This is a genomic window from Sporosarcina sp. NCCP-2222, assembly GCF_023168145.1.
Lineage (GTDB): Bacteria > Bacillota > Bacilli > Bacillales_A > Planococcaceae > Sporosarcina.
The window spans coordinates 60403-86213 of sequence record NZ_BQYK01000008.1; the positions used below are offsets into that span (position 1 = coordinate 60403).

General features: G+C 44.9%; 26 protein-coding genes and 1 riboswitch. Of the genes, 15 read left to right on the plus strand and 11 right to left on the minus strand.

The genetic code is table 11. The features are described from left to right. The first annotated feature begins 1 nt into the window (after position 1). Entirely contained in the window at positions 2 to 1144 is a 1143-nt protein-coding gene (gene nspC / locus NCCP2222_RS16120; protein ID WP_248513367.1) for a carboxynorspermidine decarboxylase, read from the plus strand. A gap of 113 nt (positions 1145 to 1257) precedes the next feature. Here nspC and NCCP2222_RS20765 read toward each other — a convergent pair whose 3' ends face one another. From NCCP2222_RS20765 to NCCP2222_RS16130, 3 genes are all read right to left on the minus strand, one after another. Then, positions 1258 to 1383, minus strand: coding sequence for a hypothetical protein (locus tag NCCP2222_RS20765; RefSeq protein ID WP_282570721.1), 126 nt, complete (start codon positions 1381 to 1383; stop codon positions 1258 to 1260). Positions 1384 to 1495: 112 nt separating this feature from the next. Next, positions 1496 to 2494 (minus strand): YecA family protein, encoded by a 999-nt coding sequence (locus NCCP2222_RS16125; protein WP_309295974.1) that lies wholly within the window; start codon positions 2492 to 2494, stop codon positions 1496 to 1498. A gap of 116 nt (positions 2495 to 2610) precedes the next feature. Continuing rightward, on the minus strand, positions 2611 to 4008 hold the full coding sequence (locus NCCP2222_RS16130; RefSeq protein ID WP_282570722.1) for a YfcC family protein: 1398 nt from the start codon (positions 4006 to 4008) through the stop codon (positions 2611 to 2613). 119 nt (positions 4009 to 4127) lie between these two features. Between NCCP2222_RS16130 and NCCP2222_RS16135 the strand changes: the two genes are divergently transcribed. The 4 genes from NCCP2222_RS16135 to NCCP2222_RS16150 all read left to right on the plus strand — a co-directional run bounded on the left by NCCP2222_RS16135 (position 4128) and on the right by NCCP2222_RS16150 (position 12206). Further along, complete coding sequence (locus NCCP2222_RS16135) at positions 4128 to 4919, plus strand: MurR/RpiR family transcriptional regulator (RefSeq protein WP_248513369.1); 792 nt, start codon at positions 4128 to 4130, stop codon at positions 4917 to 4919. Positions 4920 to 4937: 18 nt separating this feature from the next. Continuing rightward, entirely contained in the window at positions 4938 to 6074 is a 1137-nt protein-coding gene (locus tag NCCP2222_RS16140; protein WP_248513370.1) for a M20 peptidase aminoacylase family protein, read from the plus strand. Further along, positions 6071 to 7216, plus strand: a complete 1146-nt coding sequence (gene menC, locus NCCP2222_RS16145) for an o-succinylbenzoate synthase (RefSeq protein ID WP_248513371.1) — start codon at positions 6071 to 6073, stop codon at positions 7214 to 7216. Before NCCP2222_RS16140 ends, menC begins: the two co-directional genes overlap by 4 nt. 520 nt (positions 7217 to 7736) lie before the next feature. Next, positions 7737 to 12206: a S8 family peptidase gene (locus NCCP2222_RS16150; protein WP_282570723.1), complete on the plus strand. Its 4470-nt coding sequence runs from the start codon at positions 7737 to 7739 to the stop codon at positions 12204 to 12206. A gap of 61 nt (positions 12207 to 12267) precedes the next feature. Here NCCP2222_RS16150 and NCCP2222_RS16155 read toward each other — a convergent pair whose 3' ends face one another. The 6 genes from NCCP2222_RS16155 to NCCP2222_RS16180 are packed head-to-tail and all read right to left on the minus strand — an operon-like array spanning position 12268 to position 16783. Beyond that, positions 12268 to 12792 carry a hypothetical protein gene (locus tag NCCP2222_RS16155; RefSeq protein ID WP_248513373.1) on the minus strand — a complete coding sequence of 175 codons (525 nt, stop codon included), beginning with the start codon at positions 12790 to 12792 and terminating at the stop codon, positions 12268 to 12270. Between the two features lie 9 nt (positions 12793 to 12801). Continuing rightward, complete coding sequence (locus tag NCCP2222_RS16160; protein WP_248513374.1) at positions 12802 to 13383, minus strand: VanZ family protein; 582 nt, start codon at positions 13381 to 13383, stop codon at positions 12802 to 12804. Between the two features lie 42 nt (positions 13384 to 13425). Then, complete coding sequence (locus tag NCCP2222_RS16165) at positions 13426 to 14028, minus strand: response regulator transcription factor (protein ID WP_248513375.1); 603 nt, start codon at positions 14026 to 14028, stop codon at positions 13426 to 13428. Continuing rightward, the gene (locus tag NCCP2222_RS16170) at positions 14028 to 15143 is read right to left on the minus strand and encodes a sensor histidine kinase (RefSeq protein ID WP_248513377.1); all 1116 of its coding nucleotides are present in this window, start codon (positions 15141 to 15143) and stop codon (positions 14028 to 14030) included. The genes NCCP2222_RS16165 and NCCP2222_RS16170 overlap by 1 nt, the downstream gene beginning before the upstream one ends. Before the next feature lies 1 nt (position 15144). Further along, entirely contained in the window at positions 15145 to 15882 is a 738-nt protein-coding gene (locus NCCP2222_RS16175; protein WP_248513378.1) for an ABC transporter permease, read from the minus strand. A 1-nt stretch (position 15883) separates the two neighbouring features. Next, positions 15884 to 16783, minus strand: coding sequence for an ABC transporter ATP-binding protein (locus tag NCCP2222_RS16180; protein ID WP_248513379.1), 900 nt, complete (start codon positions 16781 to 16783; stop codon positions 15884 to 15886). 145 nt (positions 16784 to 16928) lie between these two features. Further along, positions 16929 to 17028, plus strand: a riboswitch (guanidine-I (ykkC/yxkD leader). A 58-nt stretch (positions 17029 to 17086) separates the two neighbouring features. Here NCCP2222_RS16180 and NCCP2222_RS16185 point away from each other — a divergent pair. The 10 genes from NCCP2222_RS16185 (at position 17087) to NCCP2222_RS16230 (ending at position 23312) form a co-directional block, all read left to right on the plus strand. After that, positions 17087 to 17425: a DMT family transporter gene (locus NCCP2222_RS16185; RefSeq protein WP_248513380.1), complete on the plus strand. Its 339-nt coding sequence runs from the start codon at positions 17087 to 17089 to the stop codon at positions 17423 to 17425. A 2-nt stretch (positions 17426 to 17427) separates the two neighbouring features. Further along, positions 17428 to 17742 carry a DMT family transporter gene (locus NCCP2222_RS16190; RefSeq protein WP_282570724.1) on the plus strand — a complete coding sequence of 105 codons (315 nt, stop codon included), beginning with the start codon at positions 17428 to 17430 and terminating at the stop codon, positions 17740 to 17742. A gap of 156 nt (positions 17743 to 17898) precedes the next feature. Then, on the plus strand, positions 17899 to 18945 hold the full coding sequence (locus tag NCCP2222_RS16195; RefSeq protein ID WP_248513381.1) for an ABC transporter substrate-binding protein: 1047 nt from the start codon (positions 17899 to 17901) through the stop codon (positions 18943 to 18945). A 7-nt stretch (positions 18946 to 18952) separates the two neighbouring features. Further along, positions 18953 to 19729, plus strand: coding sequence for an ABC transporter ATP-binding protein (locus NCCP2222_RS16200; protein WP_248513382.1), 777 nt, complete (start codon positions 18953 to 18955; stop codon positions 19727 to 19729). A gap of 7 nt (positions 19730 to 19736) precedes the next feature. Beyond that, positions 19737 to 20522 carry an ABC transporter permease gene (locus NCCP2222_RS16205; protein ID WP_248513383.1) on the plus strand — a complete coding sequence of 262 codons (786 nt, stop codon included), beginning with the start codon at positions 19737 to 19739 and terminating at the stop codon, positions 20520 to 20522. A 95-nt stretch (positions 20523 to 20617) separates the two neighbouring features. Further along, on the plus strand, positions 20618 to 21013 hold the full coding sequence (locus NCCP2222_RS16210) for a VOC family protein (protein ID WP_248513385.1): 396 nt from the start codon (positions 20618 to 20620) through the stop codon (positions 21011 to 21013). A gap of 200 nt (positions 21014 to 21213) precedes the next feature. After that, the gene (locus NCCP2222_RS16215) at positions 21214 to 21519 is read left to right on the plus strand and encodes an antibiotic biosynthesis monooxygenase family protein (RefSeq protein WP_248513386.1); all 306 of its coding nucleotides are present in this window, start codon (positions 21214 to 21216) and stop codon (positions 21517 to 21519) included. Then, a complete protein-coding gene (locus tag NCCP2222_RS16220; RefSeq protein ID WP_248513388.1) occupies positions 21519 to 21875 on the plus strand; it encodes a hypothetical protein in 357 nt (118 codons plus the stop codon). Before NCCP2222_RS16215 ends, NCCP2222_RS16220 begins: the two co-directional genes overlap by 1 nt. 14 nt (positions 21876 to 21889) lie before the next feature. Then, on the plus strand, positions 21890 to 22558 hold the full coding sequence (locus NCCP2222_RS16225) for a cobalamin B12-binding domain-containing protein (protein ID WP_248513390.1): 669 nt from the start codon (positions 21890 to 21892) through the stop codon (positions 22556 to 22558). Continuing rightward, positions 22545 to 23312 (plus strand): STAS domain-containing protein, encoded by a 768-nt coding sequence (locus NCCP2222_RS16230; RefSeq protein ID WP_248513392.1) that lies wholly within the window; start codon positions 22545 to 22547, stop codon positions 23310 to 23312. The genes NCCP2222_RS16225 and NCCP2222_RS16230 overlap by 14 nt, the downstream gene beginning before the upstream one ends. A 160-nt stretch (positions 23313 to 23472) precedes the next feature. On the opposite strand, the gene NCCP2222_RS16235 is transcribed toward NCCP2222_RS16230, so the two are convergent. Beyond that, a complete protein-coding gene (locus NCCP2222_RS16235; RefSeq protein WP_309295975.1) occupies positions 23473 to 25281 on the minus strand; it encodes a Zn-dependent hydrolase in 1809 nt (602 codons plus the stop codon). Next, positions 25278 to 25811: NUDIX hydrolase (locus NCCP2222_RS16240; RefSeq protein WP_309295976.1), on the minus strand; the 534-nt coding region annotated here is incomplete at its 5' end. The genes NCCP2222_RS16235 and NCCP2222_RS16240, both read right to left, overlap by 4 nt.

A 25811-nucleotide genomic window follows, 5' to 3' on the forward strand; every position in this document is an offset into this window, starting at 1 on the left:
AATGAAATTGAATTTCAACCCTGCTGACGTTCCCTCCCCTTCTTATGTAGTGGATGAGGCTTTGTTAATTAGAAATCTGGAAGTGATGAAGCGAGTCATCGACGAGACAGGCTGTAAAATACTGCTTGCGCAAAAAGGCTTCTCGATGTTCTCAGTCTATCCGCTTATCGGCCAGTATCTGGACGGTGTAACGTCTAGTGGCGTTCTTGAAGCAAGACTCGGCTATGAGGAAATGGGGAAAGAGGTTCACACATATGCTCCAGCTTTCTCGGACGCGGATTTCGATCAAATCTTACAATACTCTGATCACATCGTCTTTAATTCTTTCCGCCAATGGGAGAAATTCAAAGACCGAGTGAAAGAGAATCCGAAGAAAATCGAATGCGGCATCCGCATCAATCCGGAGTACTCTGAAATTGAAGTGGATATGTACAACCCCTGCTTTGCCTACTCCCGTTTCGGTGTAACAAAGCAGCACTTCAAGGAAGACCAGCTCGAAGGGATTGACGGACTGCATTTCCATACAATGTGTGAACAAAACTCCGATACACTGGAACGCACTGTCAAAGTCGTCGAGGAAAAATTCGGCGAATATTTGAAAGGGCTCAAGTGGCTAAACTTTGGAGGCGGCCATCATATTACGAGACCGGATTATGACGTTGATCGTTTGATTCGCACAATTAATTACGTCAAAGAAAAATACGGTGTGCAAGTGTACTTGGAACCGGGTGAGGCGGTTGCCTTGAATACCGGCTTCCTCGTCTCAACTGTCTTGGATACACTCGATAATGGTATGCCAATCGCTATTTTGGACACATCTGCTTCTACGCACATGCCTGATGTTCTGGAAATGCCATACCGCCCTGAAATAGCCGGTGCCGGCAAACCGAATGAAAAAGCGCACACATACCGTCTTGGCGGACCAACTTGCCTTGCAGGCGATGTGATTGGAGATTATTCCTTTGATGAACCATTGAAGCCAGGAGATAAACTTGTCTTTGGCGATATGGCCCACTATACGATGGTAAAGAACAATACGTTCAACGGCATTAACCTGCCGTCTATCGTCTTAAACACAGTTGATGAAGGAATCAAAGTCATCAAGCAGTTCGGCTATGAGGATTTTAAAAACCGGCTTTCCTGATGTATATGAATCCAGAATGACGCTACTATGTTTCGAGCGGAAGTCACCAATCGGTTTACTCTCCTTCTAAACAGGCAAAGCATACTAAAAGTGCATGACACCCATTACAGGGCTCATGCACTTTTTTGTTTCTCCTTTTTCTTTAAAACCGCTCCTTCAGGTTCACCGAGGCTGCCGGTCATTTTTTCACCGTTCGCTTTAATTTTATCGAAGCCGAGTGATAAAAGAGGTGTTTCCAATGTATGTTCCTACTCTTTGTTTTAAAATCAATCGCTTTCCAGATGTGTGAATACAAATGGACCGAAATATTTTCTAAACAAAAAAAGTGTCCGAAGACACTTTTTTCATCACTTATTCTTTGCCGGCATAGGCCATCATTTCTTTATAATACTTATTCATGGAAGACGGAGAAACACCAAACCATTCCGCCATTTCCTTCACCGTCATCTCAAGCAGGTCGAAATAGCCGAAATCATTGCCAAAACGTACGGCACCGGCTGCTATCGCGACATCCTTCCGGGCATTCGGCTGTTGCTCGACCAAATAATCCTCTACCAAATCAAGCAGTTTTTCGGATTGGCGCTCATGCTCATCGAGGAAGTCCATGAAATGTGTAATGACACCCACTTCAAAATTACTAAATTCCTCCCCTTCGTATCCATTCGCAGCAAGCTTTTCCCAACATTCGACAGCATGGTCTTTAAAGAACTGTTCCTTTGTTTTAGAAGGTTCCTCTTTAAATTGAGATGCAATTTGCTCAAACACTTGCCCGTGATCCGCCGGGAAGAAAATTAAACTGGAGATTGCCAAGTATTGATTCTCTATACCCGATCCGTCCGGTAGGATAAAGCAGTATAAGTGGACACCCACAGGTACGGGTTTATCGCTTTCCCGGCGCAGTCTGATCTGCTCCCCATCTAAAATCATATCCACTGTCAAATAATTCTCATCTACATCTACGACCTGGCCAATAAACACTCTTGGCTGCTGCCATTGTGATAGCACGCGCTGGACTGATGGACGCAGCTGTTTCTTCTGCTGCTTATGTAAATAGGATTGCCAAATATCCGTTCGATGATGGAAGAAAAATTCATCCAGTACAATAGCCTCGATCATCTCTTCCTGCAATTGGCCGTTTAGTCTAGCCTTCCATGAATTGACCAGTTCCAAATAGGCCGGTACATCTTTGCGGTGCGGGTATTCATCATAAAAGTTTTGCAAAATCCGCTCTAATTCCTCAGCTTGTACCTCTTCCACCGAGATTGTTTCCTTCGATTCACAACATTTCTTATATTTTTTTCCACTGCCGCATGGGCAAGGTTCATTTCGTCCTACCACTTTCTCACACATCCTTTGAAAAATACGAACTCTTTCAGTTTACCATTATAAAAAAAACTAGGCACTGAAACAATATGGAATTGTTTCAGTGCCTTTTCATTTTTATGTCATCATATGTCAAAGTTCCGTTAAAACGGACCCCAATTCATCATGACTCCAATTGCGAGGAAGATGATGCCGAGTACTGTCCAGATTAGAAGAAGCGGCAAAACAAAGCGGACCCATTTCGTCCAAGCAATTCCGGCAATCGCTAAATTCGCCATCAAAATGCCTGATGTCGGCGTAATGACATTCGTGAATCCATCTCCCATCTTATATGCCTGCACCGCCACCTGCCGTGGTATTTCCATCAGATCGGCCAGCGGAGTCATGATTGGCATGACGATGACGGCTTGGCCGCTTCCGGAAGATACAAGAATATTAAACAATTCATTGGCTATGAACATGACAATGGCTCCACTCACACTTGTAAAGGGGGTCATCACACTGGCCATGCCTTGAACAATCGTATCTAGAATTTTTCCATTCTCCAAAATAACGACAATAGAACGCGCCATTCCAATAATCATCGCGCCATAAACGAGTCCTTTTGCCCCTTCAAAGAATTCTTTTACAAGACGGTTTGGCGTCAGTTTTGCAATGACTGCAGTTCCGACCGCTATGATGATGAAAATAGCCGCCATCTGATTCAAGCTCCATCCGTATTTGAAAACGCCGAATACGTAGAAGGCAATTCCTAACACAAGCCAAAGCAGTACCAATTTATGTACACCGGTAATCTGTACTTCCTTATTCAGATCTTCCCTTTCTTCCGTTTTCGGGAACGGGTTGCTGCCAAGCACACTCTTCATCGGGTCCTTTTTAATTTTCTTTACATACCACGCCACATAAAGAATGGTCGAAAGCAATATGGCAATGTAGATGATAATACGATAGCCGATTCCAGAGAATAGCGGCAGCTGTGCAATTTGCTGGGCGGTTCCTGTCGTCAGCGGATCTAAAAAAGCTGTATTGAAACCCGCATATGCACCTAAATAGATAATTGAAACACCGACTACCGCATCCAGTTTCATTGATCGAGCCAGAATAATTCCGATTGGAATAAAAGCGATAACCGCATTAACTATAATTCCAAGCGTTCCGAAAATAGAAAACAGCACCATGACGATAGTAATTAACACGATTTCCTTGTTCTTCGTCTTTTCAATCGTCTTTAGGATAAGTGCATCAATTGCCCCAGTCGATTCGATAACCGCAAATGATCCCCCTATCATGAGGACTAAGAAAATTAATGGTGCGGAGGCGATCATCCCATCTTGAATGGCCAGAAACACATCCATCGGACTTGCAGATGAGGATTCAATTTGTTCATAGCTATCCGGCACAACAATTGTGACGCCATCTACTTCTTCCCTTTGGAACTCACCCGCCGGGATGACATACGTCAATATCGCCATCAATACTAAGATCATGAACAAGATGACATACGCATCAGGTATTCCTAACTTCCATTTTTTCTTCTCCACTCTACCACTCCATTCTAAATTGTTCTACTATTCCGTTGACTAATCTAAGAATAAATCATATAATTTATTTTGACAACAATAAATTATATGATTTATTCTAAAGAAGGATTGGTATAGTCATGACGTACTACGCAAAAACAAAAAAAGAATATGAACAGCTCACTCCAGGACTTAAGAAAGTTGCCGAGGTATTGCTTCACAATCCAATCCTCTTTGCAACCCATCCGGCCAAGAAGATTGCCCAAGTACTGGATGTAAGTGAAACAATGGTCGTCCGCTTTTCTAAAGCCATTGGTTACGATGGATTTGGTTCTCTTCAGGCAGATGTTCAGCGCAGCCTATTGACGATCGGCCCACCAGAAGAAAAAAACGCAGATAAGCATCCTTTTAGTGTCGTAATGGAAAGCGACAGTAAAAATATTATTCAAATTGCGGATAGTCTGGAATGGGATGTCGCGGAGAAAATTGTGGAATGTCTGGTCGGAGCAGAGACAATTAAAGTAATTGGTTACTATCAATCCTTTGCCTATGCACACTGGTTTACGGTTCTGCTGAACACGTTGCTTGGAAATACTTCCTTATACCGCCCGGAAACGGATATTGGTATCACCAAACAAGGAAGTACGCACTGCGTGGTCATTTTCTCTTATTATCGTTATGCGCTAGGGACGATCCGTTTGGCGGAAGAGGCTCGTCAAAATGGGAATGAAGTGATTTTGATCACAGATTCCCTATCATCGCCAGTTGTAGAATTTGCGGATCATACACTTGTCATTCCCATCGCACAAAAATCTGTTTTGGAAAAAGGGCCTGCCACCTTTTCCGTGTTAAATAGCCTTTTGCTACATATCGCAAATCGAATCGGCAAGCTGGATCTCATCAATCCGACAAACAATTATTATATAAAGTAATCTAAGGGGGCTTTTCAATTGGTTAATCAATTCAAGGAACAAGTACTAAACACATTCAATCATTTACACACAAATCCAGAACTAAGCTGGGAAGAAGTAAATACAACAGCCTACATCAAGAAACAGCTGGAGGAAGCTGGCTGTACTGTTACTGCTTTTGATGATTGCACCGGAGTCTTTGGAGATATTGGAAATTTCTCCGGAGATGTGCCGATTGTTGCCGTACGCGCCGATATGGATGCATTATGGCAGGAAGTGGACGGTGAAATGAAAGCGAACCATTCATGCGGCCATGATGCCCATATGACGATGGTGCTCGGTGTGCTTTGGAATATTAAAGACCGGCCGGATATTTTGGAGCGGATTGGCATCCGTTTCATCTTTCAGCCCGCCGAAGAAGTTGGCAGCGGGGCGTTGAAGCTTGTCGAAAAAGGCGCGGTCGACAATGTCGATTTTTATTACGGCATCCATCTTCGGCCGTTTCAAGAAACAGAGAACGGAAAAGCAGCTCCTGCAATCATTCATGGGGCGACTGGTTCCATCGAATTCGAAATTCGAGGGGATGATGCCCATGGCGCACGTCCGCATCTCACCCATAATGCAGTTGAAATCGGCACCTATATCGTCAATGCAATTCATACCATTCATCTGGATCCGAATGTGGCCCATTCGGCGAAAGTGACGCGCTTTCTTGCAGGCGGACGCAATACGAACATCATTCCTGGGAACGCCTCCTTGGCAGTCGATCTTCGCGCACAGCAAAATGACGCCATGGAGCAGCTTGTCAAACGGGTGCATGCCGTTTTGGATTCCGCTCGCAGTTTATTTAATGTGACGATCAATATTACGGAAGATAGCGGCATAGCGGCAGCCGAAGTCCATCCAGAAGCTGAGGAGATGGCCCGAAAAGCGATCGTTAAGGTTTTAGGTGAAGAAAACACGACAGCGCCAATCATCACACCAGGCGGAGACGACTTTCACTTTTACACAATCAAGAAACCGCATTTGAAAGCGACCATGGTCGGACTGGGCTGCGGTCTCCAGCCTGGCCTCCACCATCCAAACATGACATTTGATCGGGACGCCATGTTCAATGGCATTGAAGTACTTACCAAGATTCTTGAACTGCATGCGAAAGGGGAAAATGAAGAATGAAATCTGTAACCATTAAAGAAGTCATACTCCACCATATCAACGTATCACTGATCGCACCTTTTACGACAAGCTTTGGCACAATGCAACATAAGGATGTCTGCCTCGTGGAAGTTATCGATGAGTCAGGACTGTCCGGCTGGGGAGAAACCGTAACAAGCGACGAACCGTACTACAATGAGGAAACAACTTTCACCACTGTTTATATGCTGAAGGAGTTCTTGATTCCCCGCGTTATCCATAAGGAGATCAAACATGCTGAGGACGTTCACGATATGCTGCAATTTGTACGCCGCAACAATATTGCGAAAGCCGCAATCGAAACTGCTATTTGGGACGTCTTTGCCAAAAAGAACGGCCAATCGATCGCAGAACTGTTAGGCGGCCGGAAGCATGAAATCGAAGTCGGAAAAAGCATTGGCATCCAAAAGGATCCAGCAACGCTTGTCGAAAAGGTCCGGGTATATGTCGAAGAAGGCTTCCGGAAAATAAAAGTGAAGATCAAACCCGGTGCCGACATTGATTATATTGCCGCGGTACGAGAAGTATTTCCCGATATCCCACTAATGGCGGATGCGAATTCCGCCTACACATTGGCAGATATCAATCACTTAAAACAGCTAGACCGCTTCCAGCTCATGATGATCGAACAGCCACTTGCGCACGACGATATTATCGACCATGCCACACTGCAAAAAGAACTGCAAACACCGATCTGTCTGGATGAAAGCATCCATACGTTGGAGGATGCTAGAAAAGCGATTGAACTGGGCAGCTGCAAAATCATTAATATTAAGATTGGCCGGGTCGGCGGGCTGACAGAATCGAAACGGATACATGATCTCTGTGAGGCGAATCAAATTCCTGTTTGGTGTGGCGGCATGCTTGAAACCGGAGTTGGCCGGGCGCACAACATCCAGTTGACGACACTGGCAAACTTTACGATACCAGGCGACACTGCCCCTTCCTCCCACTATTGGGAAGAAGATATCGTAACACCGGAAATCACAATGAACCATGGCATCATTAGTGTCCCTTCCGGCACTGGTATCGGATACGAGATCGATAAAGAGAAGCTGGCCAGAGTCTTATTACGGACTGAAAAGGTAACTTCGTCCGATAGCTCCCACCCTATTCCTTCTTAACACAACACCACCTGTATCGGGAATGCTTTTCCGGTACAGGTGTTTTTAGTAGCATATGCTACCTGTCAACCTAGTCATTTCCTCTCCGTTCACCTTTACTTTCCAAGGAATTAAAACCCATTTTATTTGAAAAACCTCTTTCTTCCCTTCAAGCATTCCTTCTCATCCGGGTCATAGTATTCATTTAAAAATGAAAAGATCAAAAAAGTCTAAAGTCCCATTTTTAATATATATATTAAGTTTCCTTATTTATCAACGTTTTGTAACACTCATGCAACAATGCACATTACCAAGACATAGAGTAAAACTACTGTAATTTATTTATGAACTTAGTAATATACTATCAATTTGGATTTTTTAGATAATAATATATAGATTACGACCTTTTTTTCATGTACTGTAAGAGTAGACAACGAGATAAACAGACGTCGACACCAAAGAGGACCTGCAATCAAAATGGAGGGGGGAAATGGTGTTTTTCTTTTTGTTCTTTTGCAGGTTCTAAAAAATCAAGGGAGGAATGAAATTGAGGAAACGGGGTCAAATACGGTTTTTCAGCATCGTCGCAACTGTCATTATGGTCTTCTCGCTACTTACGCCTAGTTTTGCGAATGCCGAGCTGAATAAATTGAGTGAGTCTCTGCGCGGATCAAGCGGGCTTTCTAAAGAAAAAGTAAGCCAACACTTGCTTGATGACTTCAAGAAAGATGAAATGGTCACGTTTTTAATTAAGTTCAAGGAAAAGGCGGATACGGAGAAAGTGGCTGCTGAAGCAAAAGCGCAAGCCAAACAATCTAATTTATCCGCAAAGCAAACGGTGATGATGGCGCGTTCGGCGGTCGTTTCCGAATTGCGTGCAACTTCTCTCGAATCTCAGCAAAATGTCCAACAATATCTTGAACAGCAAGCGAAAGAAGGAAAGGCAAAGGAAATCACTTCTTATTACATCGTTAACGGCATGTCCGTAACAGCGACAAAAGAAGTAGCAGAAGCGCTAGCCACATTCGAAGAAGTTGAGAAAGTTCTTCCGAATGAAATGCGCCAGCTCCATACGACAAAAGTGGAAGATACAGCTGCTCCTACAGCTGAAATTGCGAACGTCGAATGGAATATCGAAAGAGTCAACGCTCCTCAAGTATGGAATATGGGCATTGACGGAACTGGAACAGTCGTTGCAAGCATCGATACAGGAGTCCAGTGGGATCACCCTGCATTGAAATCAAAATATCGCGGGTACAATTCAGCTACTGGAGCAGTGGACCATAATTACAACTGGTTTGATGCAACAGCTGGCAGGACAACTCCTTACGATGATTTGGAACACGGCACACACGTTACCGGCACAATGGTCGGGAGCGAGCCGAACGGCAGCAACCAAATCGGTGTCGCACCTGGTGCGAAATGGATCGCTGTTAAAGCGTTCACAGCAGCAGGCGGTTCCGACCGCGATCTTTTGGCTGCAGCTCAATGGATTTTAGCACCAACTGATGCGAACGGCAATCCTCGTGTCGACTTGGCTCCTGATGTTGTTAACAACTCTTGGGGTGGTGGCCGTGGTCTAGACGAGTGGTATCGTGACGTTGTTATTAACTGGCGTGCAGCTCAGATCTTCCCTGAATTCTCTGCCGGCAATACAACACTTTCAAATCCTGGAGGCCCTGGCTCAGTCGCAGCGCCATCCAACTACCCAGAATCATTTGCAACTGGCGCTACAGATATTAACGACAAAGTAGCGTCATTCTCACTACGTGGCCCATCGCCATATAATCACATTAAGCCAGACATCTCCGCTCCTGGCGTAAATATTCGTTCCTCCATCCCTGGCGGCGGCTATGAAGGCGGATGGAATGGCACATCAATGGCAGGACCTGCCGTTTCCGGTGTAGCCGCATTGCTCCGTTCAGCCAATGCCAATATTACAGTTGAAGAAATGGAACAAATTTTACTTTCCACTGCAAGACCGTTGACAGACAGCACATATCCTACAACACCAAATCATGGTTATGGATACGGACTGGTTGATGCCTACGCGGCAGTTTCCTCCATTGCCAGCGGACTTGGTAAATTGGAAGGACAAGTAACAAAGCAAGGGGACGATTCACAACCGCCTACTTTTGAGCACTCTGCCCCTGCTGAGACTTACGAAGGAATGGATTTAGATCTTTCCATCTCGGTTAAGGATAACATCAGCGTTTCTTCCGTAACATTGAATTACAAAGATGCAAATGGCCAATGGCAGTCAATGGAAGCAACACGTAAATCCGGAGACTACCTAGATGGAACTTACGGAGTCAAAATTACAGGCGACAAGATTTCCGGTCAATCGTTCATATATAAGTGGACAGTTAATGACTTCGGCAATAATGTTGTCACAAGCCCTGAATATACAGTTCTTGTAAAACCAGGCATCACAGTCGGCTATTTCGAAAACTTCGAACAATCGCCTGTCGGCTGGACGTCATTTGGAAATAATAACAGCTGGCAGTGGGGTGTTCCAACTTCCGGTCCTGGACGCGCGTCCTCTGGAGAGAAAGTATATGCGACAAATCTTGCTGGCAACTATGACAGCAATATGAACGCAACCCTCGTCATGCCTCCAGTTGATTTGCCAGAAGGCAATTCATTCTTGCAATTCAAGCAATGGCATGATTTCGAACAGTCTTCCTCAGGAAGAGCGTGGGATTACGGACATGTATTTATCTCCACGGACAGAGAAAATTGGACACAGCTTTTGATGGTGCAAGGAGCATCAAATGGCTGGATCGACGCGGAAGTAAATCTATCTGAATATAGCGGCCAACGCGTTTATCTTGGATTCAATGCATTCTCTGATGGCAGTGTTGTCCGTCAAGGCTGGTATATCGATGATGTGGCTCTAAGCGGCACATCTGCAGCTGGAAAAGGTTCATTGCAGCCAATCAAAAACAAATTGGGTTCAAATGATGCTTCCGGATTGGAAAACATCAAAAACAATGGCTTGAAGAAGCCTGATGGATTGATTGAAAAAGGCAAGGACGCAATGGAAACACCTGTCGACCCTAAAACAATCAAACCTGCAATGCCGAAAGAAGAAGCAGCTCCACCAGTTGATGGAAACATCGGACCAGTACTTCTGCCTCTTGGTGCTCAAGTGAGCATTCTCGAGACAGACAGATCCGTTTACACAAATCCTGCAAATGGATCGTACTCAATGACTTTAGGAGCCGGCACATTCACTGCTAAAGCAGAAGCGTACGGCTACCAGTCCAAAGTACAATCCGTCACGATCAATGCAGATGAAACAACTACTGCAAACTTCACGCTTGAAGAAATGGCGCAAGCTACTATTACAGGTACAGTAACAGATTCTTCTTCAGGTGAACCAATTGCCGGGGCAACATTGTTGCTAGTAGAAGATGCAAACATTGCGCCAGTTGAAACGGATGCATCCGGGCAGTTCTCTATTACGGCATATGAAGGCGATTATACTTTGAAAATAATCGCACGCGGCTATCACCCGCAAGAAGCAGCCGTTTCCATCGGCGGACAATCGACGTATGACTTTGCATTGGAGCCTTTCTTCACATATCCTGGCGACGTAATCGGATATGATGATGGAACTGCGGAAAATGCACGTGCATTCTATGATGCCGGCAACGGCTGGGGTGTCAGGATGTCACTCCCTGAAGGAAACGATTCTGGTATCGTCTCTGAAGGACATTTCAGATTCTGGACGACAGAATGGCCATCTCCGGGCGGAACTGCCTTTGCAGTGGAAGTTTGGGATGCAACCGGCGCGGATGGAGCACCTGGCAAGAAGCTTGCCGGTCCATTTGACGCTCAGGCGAAACGGAATGGTGAATGGACAGTAGTAGACCTCTCCGAGCACAATATTGTCGTCAATGGAGATTTCTACATGGTTTATATCCAAACAGCCGGAAACCCATACGCACCTGGTCTTGCTACGGATGAAGACGGTCCGAATGCAAGTAGAAGCTATCAATTCGTAAACACTTGGACACCTGCTCCGAAGGATGAAGGAAACTATATGATTCGGGCGCGTGTAAATTATGAAGTTTTCGCACCTGTCATTACGTCTCCGGAATCCGGAACAGTGACGAATGAAAAGAATGTGAATGTCGAAGGTAAAGCTACACCAACAACGTCTATCACGCTCACGAACAATGGTGAAGAAGTGAATACGGTCGTTGTCGGAGAGGACGGCACATTCTCCATCCCGACTGTTCTGACAGAAGGAGAAAACGAGTTTAAAGCAGTATCCAAGTTAGATGGACGTACAACGGGCGAATCGGAAACGGTGACTGTCATCCTTGATACAGTAAAACCGGAATTGACGATTACTAATCCGAAAGACGGAGATACGACAAATCGTGAAACAGTAACAGTAGAGGGGACTGTAGCAGATGACAACTTGAAGTCTGTGACGGTCAACGGCCAAGCGGCTACTGTTTCTGAAAACGGTACGTTCTCTAAACGTCTCCTGCTTGATGCGGGTATGAATGAAATCGTAGTCGTCGCAACTGATGCAGCTGGTAATGAAGAAACTAAATCAGTCCGCATTAAGGCGAAATATGATGGACCACAAATTACTAACCTTATTCCGACTGAGGATGTTTACTTGACGACAGGTAAAACAGTCAAGTTCGAATTTGACAGCGAACCTGGTCTAGCAGCGACATTTATGATTCACATGCCGCTGACAGATGTAGGCAGCGACATCTCCAATGCCACTGAATTGCCAATGCGCGAAGTAACTCCTGGCCACTACGTCGGCTACTGGACAGCACCACTTGGCGTAATTGCGAAAGGTGGACAAATTGAGGTGAAGGTTGTCGACTCCTTCGGAAACGAAACACGACAAACAGCAAAAGGCAAAATCTTCGTCAACGCCGGACAAACGAACGGTGCTACTGACGAAGAAGCAACTGAAGAAGCAGGTGCTTCCGAAGAACCGGCAGAAGCAGCTGGAGAAGTGACACCTGAATCATAAAAGAATACCGCCAAACCGAGCATTCGGTTTGGCGGTAGTTTGATTTTCTGGTTGTTCTCATTCAGTGGGTTTTCAACAAGTCCCTAACATACTTGGCAGATGCCGATTCCTCATCCGTGAATTCTGTATACCAGCCATTTTCTGAACTCCCGGCAATTGTGATCAATTGACCGGCGATGGAACGAGCTTGAAGAACAGCGTTTTGTAAATCTTCCCTCTGCATCTCATTGAGCTTTCCATTTTCCTTCAGTTCCTCAAGCAAGTAAATAACTGTTCCAAGCGTCCCTGACAGAAGGGAAATGTCACTTCGATAGAGGCCATGAAAATACTGATTGGATCGGCGTAAATCATCAATATAAGCATCCAATAATGCCCCTCCGCTTTTTTCCTGCAGCCGTTTTTCCCATTGATCGATGTCGACATTATAAAAAGGTTTGAGAGAATCGATCGTCCCCTCCACCGATTCCCGGTTTACTCCGCCAATCCGGTCTTTGTAAGCCCTGTTTTCACGGTGAAGATCGACATTCCAATTAAGTAAAAGAATGATGGCTACACTAAAGACCAGCACGATGTTCTTTTTGTTCACTTCCTGCTTTCACCTCGCTATTTTGGATCCTATCATAAAAAGACCGTAGCCAATCATGACGCCGACTGTATTTAAAATAACATCATCAATATCGGAACTGCGACCAATGAAGAATTGAATTCCTTCAATTAAACAAGTCATACCAAAACCGACAAGGAAAACCTTCCACCAAGCGCGCAGCTTCCTCCAAAGCATGGGAACAAACAGACCGATTGGTGTAAAAATGAGCATATTCCCTACTACATTCACCAAAGAAACGCTTTCCCAATCACTGACATGCTCATTCGATTTAATAAACATGGAAACCGTCCGAAACGGAACTAGATTGACTCTGGCTATCTCACTTGTTGTTATGAAATGGAAATGCCATGTATCTGTACTAGAATCAAATCCCGCATCCCATTTTGGTATAACTGTCTGTGATGCCAACCCCACTATGTATAAACAAAAGAGGCCAACCGCTAACTCCCTTAGAACAGTAGTATACTTTTTCCCTCTTTTTAAAAATAAAATCCTGGCAAATACATAAAACGGCAAGGCTGCGGCCATATAAAGAGCCATATTTTCAACATACATTCGGATAAGCCCCATGTTTCCACCTCCCTGCTCTATACACCATACTGAATATGATAATTAAAGCCATCCCTTTTCCCGGCAGATGGCAATGGCTTCCACTTTATTCTTGGCTTCCACCTTCTGCAAAATTTCGGACATATAGTTCCGAACTGTACCTGCGGAAAGATATAATTCGGCCCCAATCTCCTTGCCTGTTTTCCCGTTTGCAGCCAATTGTAATACTTCTCTTTCCCTTTCGCTTAACGGATTATCTTCGTGATAGGAGTTCATAATCAATTCAGCAGCAAACTCCCTTTTCCCCTTCATTACATTTCGAATGGCAGCCGCCAGATCATGAATCGACCCATCTTTCAGCAAATACCCATGCACCTTCGCCTTTATGGCACGTTCAAAATAACCGGGACGGGCAAATGTCGTCAAAATAATGACTTTTGTCGACGCGCCAATTTCATATAACCGGGCAGCCACTTCGAGACCACTCATGATGGGCATTTCAATATCGAGAAGGCAGATGTCAGGTTGCAGGCGATTAATTATTTCCAACGCCTTTTCCCCATTTTCTGCTTCTCCAACCACTTTAAAATCCTCCTCAAAATCGAGAAGGGTACCAAGTGCTCCTCGCAATATCCGTTGGTCTTCCGCTATTACAATTTGTATCATTAAACAATGACCTCCTCAGACTTCACTACGAGCGGTATAGCAATTAGTAAACATGTGCCATTTCCAGATTCAATGGCCAGATTCCCTTCAATTAAGGCAAGACGCTCCTCCATCCCCCTCAGCCCATTGCCGCGTTTTGCCGGAGCCATTCCCCTTCCATCATCGCAAATACGCATTGTACTTACACCTTGGCCCATATCTATTTGCACCGTGCAATTGGCCGCATTGCTATGCTTAACGATATTTGTCGACGCTTCACGTAAACAAAGCCCGACAATATGATGTTGAAGCGGTGAAAGTTCCGACAATCCTCCAGCCATATGAACTTGCAACTTAACGCCGCCTGCTGTTAATATTTGATCGGCATGTGCAAGCTCTTCTTCAATTGTACGATATCGCATGTCGGATACGAGCTCTCTCACTTGTGATAAGGCAGATCTGGAAGCTGTTTCAATTTCTAGTGCAGCAACGCCGACTTTGTCGGGATAAGATGCAACCCTCTGAATTACTTGGCTTTGCAAAGTGATCAATGATAAGGTATGGCCGAGTGTATCGTGCAAATCCCTCGCAATCCGGACCCGTTCCTCTTGCTTAATTAATGTTTTGATTTGTTCATTGGCGACATCCAGCCTTTGCTCTAAATCCATCCGTTCATTCATATGCCGGATGCCAAAAGGAGACATAATCATAACAACGAGAAATGGAAGAAGAAAGAGGACAATGGATAGTCCATTCTGGATATAAATCCAGCCAAGGCACAAGACAAGAATGGCAATGAAAAGATTAACGGCCCACTTGAAATGTTTTTCTCCCGCAAACCAGCCTATAAAATTTGATGTGAAAAATCCGAGCAAAAGATTGTAAGGGCTATAGAAAACAGTAAATATGACGATGACCGCCATTTGAATAGTGAGCCACCAGCCGTTATTGGTATCTAGTTTGGAATTGTAGATCGCCCAGTACGTAACGAGGAAAAGCAGTAATAAGCCGTAGCCCATTACTGCCATTGACTGCTTTTCACTGTGGATAACATGAAAAAGCGGCATGAACAGATATACTAAAAAAATATAAGGTGTTACGCCAAAACGTTTAGGGAATAATTCGAAACTCTTCATCTCACACCACTTCCTGTTTCCTTCTGCTATATACTGATATTACCATGAATAACAAGAGGTACATAACTAGTATCAGAACATTCTTTACCTCAGGGAAATCTCCACGGACAATCGACCATGCACCATTGCCATAATGAAAAGCCGGCAGCCACATGCCGATTGTTTGTACCAATTTCGGCAAAATCTCCATTGGCATCCATAGGCCGCCCGTGATCGCTAGCAACAAGTAGAAAATGTTACTGACACCAGAAGCGGTATCCACTTTTTTCATTGTCCCAACGAGCAACCCCATAGCTAAAAACGGAGCGGATCCTAGTAAAATCCATCCCCCGCATAAAATCCATTCGCCGATCGGCATCGTGACACCATTGATCAAAAAACCAGAGAGAAAAATAATGCAGATGGAAAAAATATGGACCGCTGATTGCCCCACCATTTTGGCAATGAAATAGTAGGAAGCCGGCAAAGGGGTTACGCGCAGCAATATGGTCCACCCTTCGCTTTTCTCCTGGACCATCCGGATGCCAAGTGTCATGATCGAGCTGCCCATTACACTGAAAGCTGCGATGGACATAAGAAAATAGGCGTTCCACTCTGCTTGATTTTCCATTCCTTGATTGACCACTTTTGTAAAAATAACATAAAAAACAATCGGCATAAGCAGCGACCAAAAGATGAAATAAGGATTTCGGAAAATACGTATCACTTCTACTTTGCATTCTCTAAGTAGCATACTCATCTCAAGACACCTCCTGCTCGACTGTCAGATGCTCAAATGCGTCTTCCAGTCTTCCTTTTTCAATTGCTACATCTTCCAATTTCATATCCAGCTCGAACAACTTACGCAACACATGATCTGGGTTTTCTGTCATTACGGTAAACCGCCCTTTATCCTCCAACACATCCAGCACATCTTGCAGACTCATCAATATTTCTTTTTTCGTCGTTTCGTTCATTTTAAAGGAGATCGATTGACGAAGCAGGCTCTGTTTCAGCTCTAGCGGTGAGCCGTCTGCAATGACTTTGCCCTGATTGAACAAAATGATTCGCGATGCGATATCGTCCGCTTCCTGCAAATAATGAGTGGAGAACAGAATCGTCTTCCCCTGTGCCGCCAACTCCTTAACGGTTAACCAGAATTGCTTACGCGCCGTACTATCCATCCCGACAGTCGGCTCGTCAAAAAAGAGGAGATCCGGATCGCCGGCTAGTGCCAAGGCAAACCCGACACGGCGTTTTTGGCCGCCAGATAGCTTTTCTGTCCGCTTATTCAATTCATCAGATGTCATTCCAGTCAATTCAACTAGCTTTTCCATTGACAGGGGATTCGGATAATAACTTTGGAATAGAGCGAGCAATTCCTTCACCTTCAATGCATCCATCAAGCTCACCTGCTGCAGCATGACACCAATTCGTTCGTGTACCGCGCGTGAAACCGGATCTCCTTGAAATAGTTTTACTTCTCCTGAGGTCGGCTTCAGCAGGCCAAGCATCATTAGCATTGTCGTACTCTTCCCGGCACCATTTGGGCCCAGTATGGCGATGATCTCCCCAGGCTCGACAGAAAATGAAACGTTTTCAACAGCCTTTCTGCCTTTAAACTCCTTAGTTAAATTTTCAATTTGTACAACTGAATGCATTTTCACACCAACTCCTTTATCTATAGAATAGAAAACTTCATGAATGCTGGTCAGTATACTCTGTCACCATTTCAAATGACATTTGTCACCCCTTTCCATTGCCACTCGTATGAAAGTGTGTATAATCAGTAGTAATTGCATAACTAAAAATGTTTTCTAGGGTTCCGCAACGTGAGTTGGCCTGGACCGAGAGTAAACTCACAGCTTGCGCAGCTGTGCCACGGAAGGATAAAAGCCTGGGAGATACTGTTTATATACAGTCATCTCCCAGGCTTTTTATTATTATTTGAGGAGGAATAAAATATGAATTCGAATTGGCTGCAAGTGATACTGGCCGCTGTTTTCGAGGTGGGCTGGGTCATCGGGTTAAAGCATGCGGAAGGACTGCTGGAATGGACTGGCACCGTAATCGCGATCATCATCAGTTTTTATATCTTAATTAAATCGAGTGAAAAACTGCCTGTAGGAACGGTGTATGCCGTTTTTGTCGGCTTGGGTACGGCTGGTACTGTATTAGCCGACACCCTACTATTCGGAGAAGCAATGTCTATTGCAAAATCGTTGCTTATCGTATTATTGCTAGCCGGTGTTATCGGGTTGAAATTAGTGACAAATGAAACAGAAAAGAAAGGAGCGGAATAATAATGGCTTGGATTTCCCTTGTCTTCGCGGGTTTATTTGAAACGGTTGGGGTCTTAATGATCAATAAATTCCATAAAGATCGCAATGCTATGTCTCTTCTATATATGATAGCAGGCTTCGCAAGCAGTTTTCTGTTGCTCGCATTTGCCATGCGTACGTTGCCGATGGGGACCGCTTACGCCATTTGGACTGGAATTGGCGCGTCAGGAGGCGCTCTTCTCGGCATGATTTTCTATGATGAACCAAGGGACTGGAAACGGATTCTGTGCCTTGCACTCATTTTAAGCTCGGCAGTCGGCTTGAAATTCATTTCTTAACATACTGATGCCATCTACAAAGTTCGACAAATTTATTAAATAAGGCTGAAATTACTCAACAATTTATGCTATTCTAAACTTGTGAGTATTCCGAGATTGCTAACTTGCATATTTTCACGGGAGCACTCCACATATAGAGATAAGGGGGAAGATAGAATGAGAAAGAATAGGATTTTCGCACTTGTGGCTGCTTTTGTACTCGTTTTTGCATTAGCAGGCTGTGGAAAAAAAGATGAGAAAACGGAAGCAGCTGAGGGTGGTTCTAAAGCCAAAGTGGATATTGGCATGCTGAAATTGACGAGCTCCGCTCCCCTCTTTATTGCAATTGAAAAAGGGTTCTTCGAAGAAGAAGGCATTACGCCAAATGTTAAATGGTTCGAAGCAGCTCAACCGATTGCGGTGGCGACAGCTAGCGGCGATATTCAAGTCGGAGCTACAGGCATTACAGCCGGTTTATATAATATGGTGGCGGGCGGAGAAAAACTGCAAATCGTGGCGGATAAAGGCAGAGAGCACGAAGGCTATAGCTCGACCGCTTTATTAGTTCCAGCCGATTCATCCATTTCTGCCGTTGAAGAACTGAAAGGCAAAAAGATCGGAATTACCCAAACCGGTTCCACTTATCATTATATGGCGGGAAGACTTCTTGAAGAGCATGGCCTGTCGACAGCTGATGTTGAACTCGTTCCATTAAATAGTATTCCTGGTCTTATGGAAACATTGCAAAGCAAAAATGTTGATGCTGTACTGCTGAACGAGCCAAACGTTTCGCGTGTGGTGAAAGAAGGCTATGGCAAAGTTGTTGCGCAAATCGGGGATGAGTTCGACTATCAAACATCGGGAATCTTCTTCTCACAGAAGTTTGCAGATGATGAAGATGTCGCTGTTCGTTTCATGAAGGCGTATGCTAAAGCGACGCAATACTATTATGATGCTGCCTTGCAAAAAGAAAACGGCGAGGTTGTGCCGGGCGAGAACTATGATGAAGTCATTGAAATTATCGCAAAATATACGGATCAAGAACCTGATTTGATTAAACTAGGGCTGCCGTACATGGATCGGGATGGCAAATTGCTGTCGTCTGATATCCAGACGCAAGTCGATTGGTATGTTAAAGAGAATTTGATCGATAGTTCAATTGATACTTCTTCCATCGTCAATACGGAATTGCTTGAAAAAGCGTTACAACAGCTAGGGAAGTGAGACTTGCATGAGAATCGTCATTGACAATGTCGGGAAAAAGTTCAAGAAATCCAAGAAAGAAGAGACCACGGCACTAGAAGATATTAATTTCACGATCCATGAAAAAGAATTTGTCGTTCTAGTTGGGCCAAGCGGCTGTGGTAAATCAACGTTGCTGAATATCGTCGGCGGATTGCTTTCACCAAGCTCCGGCAGCATTTATTTCGAGGACATGGAAGATGAAAAGCGGGAGCCGACCGTCTCCATCGTCTTCCAGGAAATTGCCCTCTTCCCTTGGCGCACTGTGTACCAAAACGTCATCTATGGACTCGAAGAAAAAAAGATGAGCAAGCAGGATCAGATGGAAAAAGGCAATTACTATATCGATATGGTTGGCTTGTCCGAATTCAAACATGCGTATCCTAAGCAGCTGTCCGGCGGGATGAAGCAAAGGGTCGGCATCGGACGGGCTCTCGCTGTAGAACCAGACCTGTTATTGATGGACGAGCCGTTTTCCGCTTTGGACGCGCAGACCAGAACCTTAATGCAGGAAGAATTGCTGACCATCTGGAACCGTACTCAGCTAAGTACTTTGTATGTGACGCATAATATTGAAGAAGCTGTTTACTTGGCTGACCGGGTCATCGTCCTTTCCCGTCATCCTGGGCGAATCAAAGAGATCATCCCGATCGACTTGCCAAAGATGGGCAGAGGGGATGCACAGTACCGGGCCCAGTTTGACGATTACGCAGAACAGATCTGGCAATTAATACGCCAAGATGCCGTTGATGCGTTGAAGGAGTGATAATGGAATGACAAAAAAAATGATTACAAACCGAGTTGCATTTCTGGATAAAAAAGTTCCATTATACGCTTCTATTTTAGGGATTGCCGGGGTTCTCATCGTGTGGGAGATCATTTGCAGTCTGCATATTGTCTCCCCTCTCTTTCTTCCCGCCCCTACCGCTATTGTGACAACCGGGTGGGATATGCTGCTGAGCGGCGAAATCGTGAAGAATCTGGTTCCAAGCCTTTATCGCATTGGAGTTGGGTATTTAATTGGATCTGTCGTCGGCATAGTTGTCGGCCTGCTCCTTGGCTTCTCTAAATGGGCGGATGCCATCGGGACCCCGATTGTCTATTCCATCTATCCAATACCTAAGATTGCCTTGCTTCCATTGTTTGTCTTATGGCTTGGGATTGGGGAATTATCTAAAGTGACCATTATTTCACTAGGTGTCTTTTTCCCTGTTGTCATCAATACATACTCTGGTGTAAAAAATGTCGATCCAATCTTAATCAAAGCGGCCGTCACTTTCGGATCAAATCACTTAAACGTCATCCGAAAAGTTATCTTGCCCGGTTCCCTGCCCATGATTTTTGCAGGTTTGAAACTGGCTGCAGGGACCTCCCTTCTGTTGCTCGTTGCCGCAGAAATGATTGCTGCGCAAAGCGGGATTGGATCAATGGTTTTACATTATGGGAACTTAATGATAACGACTAAACTGATGGTCGGCGTTCTTGTCCTGTCATTGCTCGGTTTAGCATTCAACCGTTTTCTGCAATGGGTGGAAAACCGTCTGTTGCCATGGAAATAAGAAACTTCGTGAACTATTTCTCATCTAGAGTATGAAACTGCTGGATTAAGGCTAGTATAAGAAAACGAACCTATTTCTCTATTACGGAGGTTGCGATGAGCAGGTTAATTCATTTTGAAATTCATGTAGATGATATGGAACGAGCAAAAACATTTTACGAGAACGTATTTGGATGGACGTTTGAGGATTGGAGCGACTATGCAGGCATGCCGTACTTCGGCGCTGTTACCGGTAATGAAAATGAACCGGGCATTAACGGAGCTTTAATGCAACGAAAAGGACCAGCCCCATCAGCGAACCAACCTCTAAACGGATTTGCCTGTACAATGGGCGTGGCAGATTATGATGTAACGGAAGCTAAAATTTTGCAGAATGGCGGAACTGTCGCAATGCCAAAATACGCGCTTCCGCAAATGGCGTGGCAAGGTTATTATACGGATACAGAAGGAAATTTGTTTGGTATTCATCAGCCAGATCCAAATGCCCTTTAAGCTGGCCAAACTGACCAGAATAGGGATTTCAAAAGCAGTGGAGGACACAATCTCCACTGCTTTTTTTATTTTCTCGCTGCTCAAGCAAGTTATTTATACTGCCAGAATAATGGGACAACCTGTTTTAGATTTTAACAAAGCTATGTTACACTAGGAACATATTAAAATGGTATTCAAATCCAAATCACAAGGAGTTCTGCATGTATATTGTCAATTCGACTTTTATTGTACCAGAGGAGAAAGCAGAGGAAGTTATCGGCATTTATCAAAATCGATCTAAATTAGTCGATCAGACGGATGGATTCCTCTCTTTTCAATTGTTGCAAAACCAGAAGCGCACGGGTGAACTTGTAGTGCATATGGAGTGGGCATCCAGAGATCAGTATTTGAATTGGGTTCGCAGTGAACAATTCAAACAAATACACGAACTTGAGAAGAAATATCCTGATCAAGAGCTTGCCTCCATCATCCCGAAAGTGAACCAGTATAAGGTGGTGGCTGAATAATGGAACTGCATGTGAAAGAACCGATCGTGGAAGCGGTTGTTAAGGAAATATACGAAGCCTATCCTTCTCTTTGGGAACGATTTGGAGAAAACGGCCATCAACGGACAATTGAAGATAATCATCATCATCTGGATCATTTGGAAACCGCGTTTCAAATGGATGACAGCCGTTTTTTCATCGATTACACAGAATGGTTAAATGAAATATTGACAAGCCGAAATGTAGGGACAGAATTGATTGTCGATAACTTCCAGAGGCTGCAGAAGCATATTCCTGGAAAGCTGGACTCCATCAGAGAACAATCTTATTTACATTGCTTAGAGCTCGCGCTCAACTCGTTACAGAACCCAAAGTAAAAGGAGAGGATCGAATGAGCGATCATTCCATCAAATTGGCAAATCTGCTTCTTAGTGGAGAAGAACAGTTGGCCATAACACATATCCACACTGTTCTGACAGAAAATGATCGGCTCACTCTATACGAAGACCTTTTGACGCCAGCCATGACATACATCGGAAAGTTGTGGGAGCGCAATGAAATCACGGTTGCCGATGAACATCTGGCAACCGCCATTTGTGACTTTATTATCTCGGATTTCGAATTTAGGTCTTCCTCAAAAGAACAAGGAAACAGAAAAAAAGTGATGCTTTTTGGAGTGGAAGGAGAAGAGCATTATATTGGTCTCAAAATGGCATCCGCCGTCTTTCAAGAGTTCGGCTGGAGTGTGCGATACTTAGGACCCAATCTTCCCCTGCGGCACGCAGAAACCGCAGCGAACGCCTGGCAGCCCGATGTCATTGCCATGTCGGCGGCACTTTCCTATCGGCTGCCGACGTTGAAAAAATCCGTTCAAGTGCTTTCCCAAACAGCCGGCCATCCGACCGTGCTGATTGGTGGCCGGATGGCTCCCCATGTCCATTTCGAAGAGGAAGCAGCCTCAGGGCCAGGGCAAGTAATCATCATGTCGAATCTAAGGGAGCTTCATCGGTGGCTCACATTCGCACAAGAAGGAGTGGGAACCATCAATGCCTTTTCTTAAGACCGGCTTAGCCATCCCCATCTATGCCATTAACGCAGAATTGGAGATCATCAAAGCGAACGAAACAGCAAAGCTAGTTCTAGCAAGCGCCCAAACCATTCTCGATGTCATCGAAGAAGAGAGCCGGCCAAAGGCGGTCATGAACCTCCTTCGCTTCGAACCTATCAAAGCGCTAGAAATCAATGTCCTCTCTAGTTCGGGCAGCATTGTTCTGGCAGACCTGTATGTAGCCTGGTCGGAAGGAGAAATTGGAGAAGTACTCATTATTGAGAAAGATAAAGCTGTTGAAAAAGTAAGCGAACAGCTGATCAGCCTTCGAACCCGCCTGAACGATACAAATTTTGAACTTCTTGAAGCCAAGGAGAACGCGGAAGAGCTGTTGCACGAGAATATTAAGCTGTCCTCTCCCTTTATTGAAGTGACCGATGCCATTGCCTTGATTCCCATTTACGGCGGGCTTGACCAGACAAAAACCGAATTGATCGCCGCCAAGTTATCCCAGCGTGCCTTTCTTTCCGAGGTGGAGACACTAATTTTAGATTTCACTGCGGTTGGACATATTGAGCAAAGTGGCTTGGAGGGGCTTGAATCCTTGTTAAAAGTATTGCAGTTGTTAGGCTTTAATGTAGTTATCGCCGGACTTCATCCACAACATGTAAAAGAATGGAACGATATGGAGTTCACTTTGGAAATTCGTTTTATGAAATCGTTAAAGGCCGCAATGGAGAAACTTCTGGCTGTACAGCATCCATAACTACATACCAAAGTTCACTTTTCTTACTAAATGACTTGAAATCAAAAAGACGACTAAGAATGATCTTCTCTCAGTCGTCTTTCTTCTTACAATCAATTTAGTTATTGCCGGGAGCTCAACAAGGATTCTAGCTAGAAACACCATCTTGCAATCTAATATCTTATAGCGCCATTCTCTTCTCAACAAAATCTTTTACAACACGAACAGCCATCACACAATCGTTCAAGTCGGTCCATTCCTCAGGATTATGGCTGATCCCTTTCTTGCTGCGTACAAAGATCATCGCAGCTGGTACTTCCCGGCCCACCACCATTGCATCATGCCCCGCGCCGCTTACCAATTCCATAGGCTCCAAATCTAAACTTGCAATCGACTCTTTAATGCCTGATGTAAGCTGTGGATCAATTAACAGCGGATCGACTGCCAGCATCTCATCATATGACACGCTGACATTGTATTGCTTCCCTGCCGCCTGAGCTGTTTCAATAATCGCCTCCACAAGTTGCTTCCGTTCTTCCAGCAAAATATCACGAACATCTACCGTCAACTCGACTTTCTGCGCAATAACATTAATGCCATTTGGATAGACATTCAGTTTGCCTACCGTCGCAACAGCCGTTTCACTATAACGCCTCGGCAAGTCTGCCAACTGATGAACAAATGCGCCAGCTGCTACAACAGGATCCCTCCGGTCATCCATTGGTGTATTCCCCGCATGCCCCGCCTCGCCGTCAAAGGTGAAATTCATCCATACTGGCCCAGCAATCCCCTTGACGATACCGACAGGCAACTGGTTCTGTTCCAAGCGCTTTCCTTGTTCAATATGTACTTCCACAAACAACTCGATCTCACGGACATTACGCTTCGCTTGCCATACTTGGTCCAATGAGCTGCCGTATTCCTCCATTACGGTCTCAAAGGATTTGCCCCCATCATCCTTTAAGCGAGCGGTGTCCTCGGGATTTAATTTCCCCATCATGGCGTGGCTTCCTGTCAAGCCCGTACCAAATCTCGACCCTTCTTCATCCGAAAAAATGACGACCTCAAAGGACTTTTTCGGATGGTATCCCGATGACTTCCAAGCCTCCACTACCTCTAATGCCGCAATTACACCAAGCGGCCCGTCAAAATTCCCTCCGTTCGGCACGCTGTCGACGTGAGAGCCGGATAATATGACCCGATGCTCATCATCGCCTTTCAATCGGCCGAACACATTGCCGACACCGTCTTCCCTGACGTCCAAGCCAGCCTCTTTCATCCAGCCCATCACAAGATGTTTCGCGTCTTTCTCCTCTTTGGAAAATCCCGGCCGGTCCACTCCTTTGTCTTTTGTCTGTCCAATCTTCGAAAGCTCGCTTAAACGGTGCGCGAGCCGTTTTCCATCTATTCCTCCAGATGATAAGGTATCATCATAATCTGCCATTAAACGGTCATATAAATATTCTTCCATTGTATCAGCCTCACTTTTCTCTTTTGTTATCAACAGCCCCTCAATGGAGGTGCGTTTCCACTTATCGAACGCATAATAAATGAACATCGGCAGTACAGATAGAACAGCAAAAAGAATGGCCAGCTCCAAAAAGAGAGAATTGACCTGATAAACAGGTGTTTTCAACTCCATCAAATCTTTGATCGGGTCAGCTCCCAACGAAAGGAGAATAAGAGCAAACACGAGTTCAAACCCCCATGTGCGGAGCAAAATGATTTTTTCTGGAAACTCCACTTGCAGCCAGTTCTCAAACGGAAGCTTTTTAGCCGAATAGGATGACATCCACTTATGCAAGCCAAACCCCACGATACTGATGACTCCGAGCGGCAGTAATTTTACAATTGGATAACTGAGTACCTGGCTTATCAAGAAAGTCAGCACTATAAGCAGGACAAGCCCCCAAATGAGGATACTCCCTTTCCGCTTCCATTCTAGGTTTCGCCCTGCGGCTGGCTTTCCCGCAGTTTGCTTCATCGTCATACTGTTCGATCCAGATTCACTTCAAATTCGGGATGCGTGACATAATCCATATATCTGACATTCCCGTCAAATACCAGATAGGCCTGAAAGCGAGTTCGATAAGCTGGCCCCGTAATATAGTCGAGTACTTGCTCCTTGCGTACCCACCGGCAATCGGAAGTCTCTTCGGAAGTGCTCAGCTCGCCGCCAACCGGATTGCATGCAAAATCCATCATTACTTTCGTTGGCACATCTGTCACACCGTCATGCCACTTATGTATGCCGGTATTCGAATAAATCCCAATGAGCTTCTCCACTTCGATATCAATGCCGCTTTCCTCCTTCACTTCCCGGCGTACGGCATCCATCACATTTTCTCCCACTTCAACTTGCCCTCCGGGAAAAACCCAGCCTCCATGGTGCGTTTTGACGAGCAAGATATTCCCCTCTTTGTCTTCTACAATTCCTCCTGCAGCTACGATATGTGTTGGCATTGCCATATCCCTATCCCCTTCCTTTTCATCATTCCAGGCAGCCTTTTGGTATCCAGC

Excerpts from the sequence above, each read along its gene's own strand:
- nspC (WP_248513367.1), top strand. The coding sequence starts at position 2 with ATGAAATTGAATTTCAACCCTGCTGACGTTCCCTCCCCTTCTTATGTA.
- NCCP2222_RS16125 (WP_309295974.1), bottom strand. The coding sequence starts at position 2,494 with ATGTGTGAGAAAGTGGTAGGACGAAATGAACCTTGCCCATGCGGCAGT.
- NCCP2222_RS16135 (WP_248513369.1), top strand. The coding sequence starts at position 4,128 with ATGACGTACTACGCAAAAACAAAAAAAGAATATGAACAGCTCACTCCA.
- menC (WP_248513371.1), top strand. The coding sequence starts at position 6,071 with ATGAAATCTGTAACCATTAAAGAAGTCATACTCCACCATATCAACGTA.
- NCCP2222_RS16150 (WP_282570723.1), top strand. The coding sequence starts at position 7,737 with ATGAAATTGAGGAAACGGGGTCAAATACGGTTTTTCAGCATCGTCGCA.
- NCCP2222_RS16160 (WP_248513374.1), bottom strand. The coding sequence starts at position 13,383 with ATGGGGCTTATCCGAATGTATGTTGAAAATATGGCTCTTTATATGGCC.
- NCCP2222_RS16165 (WP_248513375.1), bottom strand. The coding sequence starts at position 14,028 with ATGATACAAATTGTAATAGCGGAAGACCAACGGATATTGCGAGGAGCA.
- NCCP2222_RS16170 (WP_248513377.1), bottom strand. The coding sequence starts at position 15,143 with ATGAAGAGTTTCGAATTATTCCCTAAACGTTTTGGCGTAACACCTTAT.
- NCCP2222_RS16175 (WP_248513378.1), bottom strand. The coding sequence starts at position 15,882 with ATGAGTATGCTACTTAGAGAATGCAAAGTAGAAGTGATACGTATTTTC.
- NCCP2222_RS16180 (WP_248513379.1), bottom strand. The coding sequence starts at position 16,783 with ATGCATTCAGTTGTACAAATTGAAAATTTAACTAAGGAGTTTAAAGGC.
- NCCP2222_RS16185 (WP_248513380.1), top strand. The coding sequence starts at position 17,087 with ATGAATTCGAATTGGCTGCAAGTGATACTGGCCGCTGTTTTCGAGGTG.
- NCCP2222_RS16190 (WP_282570724.1), top strand. The coding sequence starts at position 17,428 with ATGGCTTGGATTTCCCTTGTCTTCGCGGGTTTATTTGAAACGGTTGGG.
- NCCP2222_RS16195 (WP_248513381.1), top strand. The coding sequence starts at position 17,899 with ATGAGAAAGAATAGGATTTTCGCACTTGTGGCTGCTTTTGTACTCGTT.
- NCCP2222_RS16200 (WP_248513382.1), top strand. The coding sequence starts at position 18,953 with ATGAGAATCGTCATTGACAATGTCGGGAAAAAGTTCAAGAAATCCAAG.
- NCCP2222_RS16205 (WP_248513383.1), top strand. The coding sequence starts at position 19,737 with ATGACAAAAAAAATGATTACAAACCGAGTTGCATTTCTGGATAAAAAA.
- NCCP2222_RS16210 (WP_248513385.1), top strand. The coding sequence starts at position 20,618 with ATGAGCAGGTTAATTCATTTTGAAATTCATGTAGATGATATGGAACGA.
- NCCP2222_RS16215 (WP_248513386.1), top strand. The coding sequence starts at position 21,214 with ATGTATATTGTCAATTCGACTTTTATTGTACCAGAGGAGAAAGCAGAG.
- NCCP2222_RS16220 (WP_248513388.1), top strand. The coding sequence starts at position 21,519 with ATGGAACTGCATGTGAAAGAACCGATCGTGGAAGCGGTTGTTAAGGAA.
- NCCP2222_RS16225 (WP_248513390.1), top strand. The coding sequence starts at position 21,890 with ATGAGCGATCATTCCATCAAATTGGCAAATCTGCTTCTTAGTGGAGAA.
- NCCP2222_RS16230 (WP_248513392.1), top strand. The coding sequence starts at position 22,545 with ATGCCTTTTCTTAAGACCGGCTTAGCCATCCCCATCTATGCCATTAAC.
- NCCP2222_RS16235 (WP_309295975.1), bottom strand. The coding sequence starts at position 25,281 with ATGACGATGAAGCAAACTGCGGGAAAGCCAGCCGCAGGGCGAAACCTA.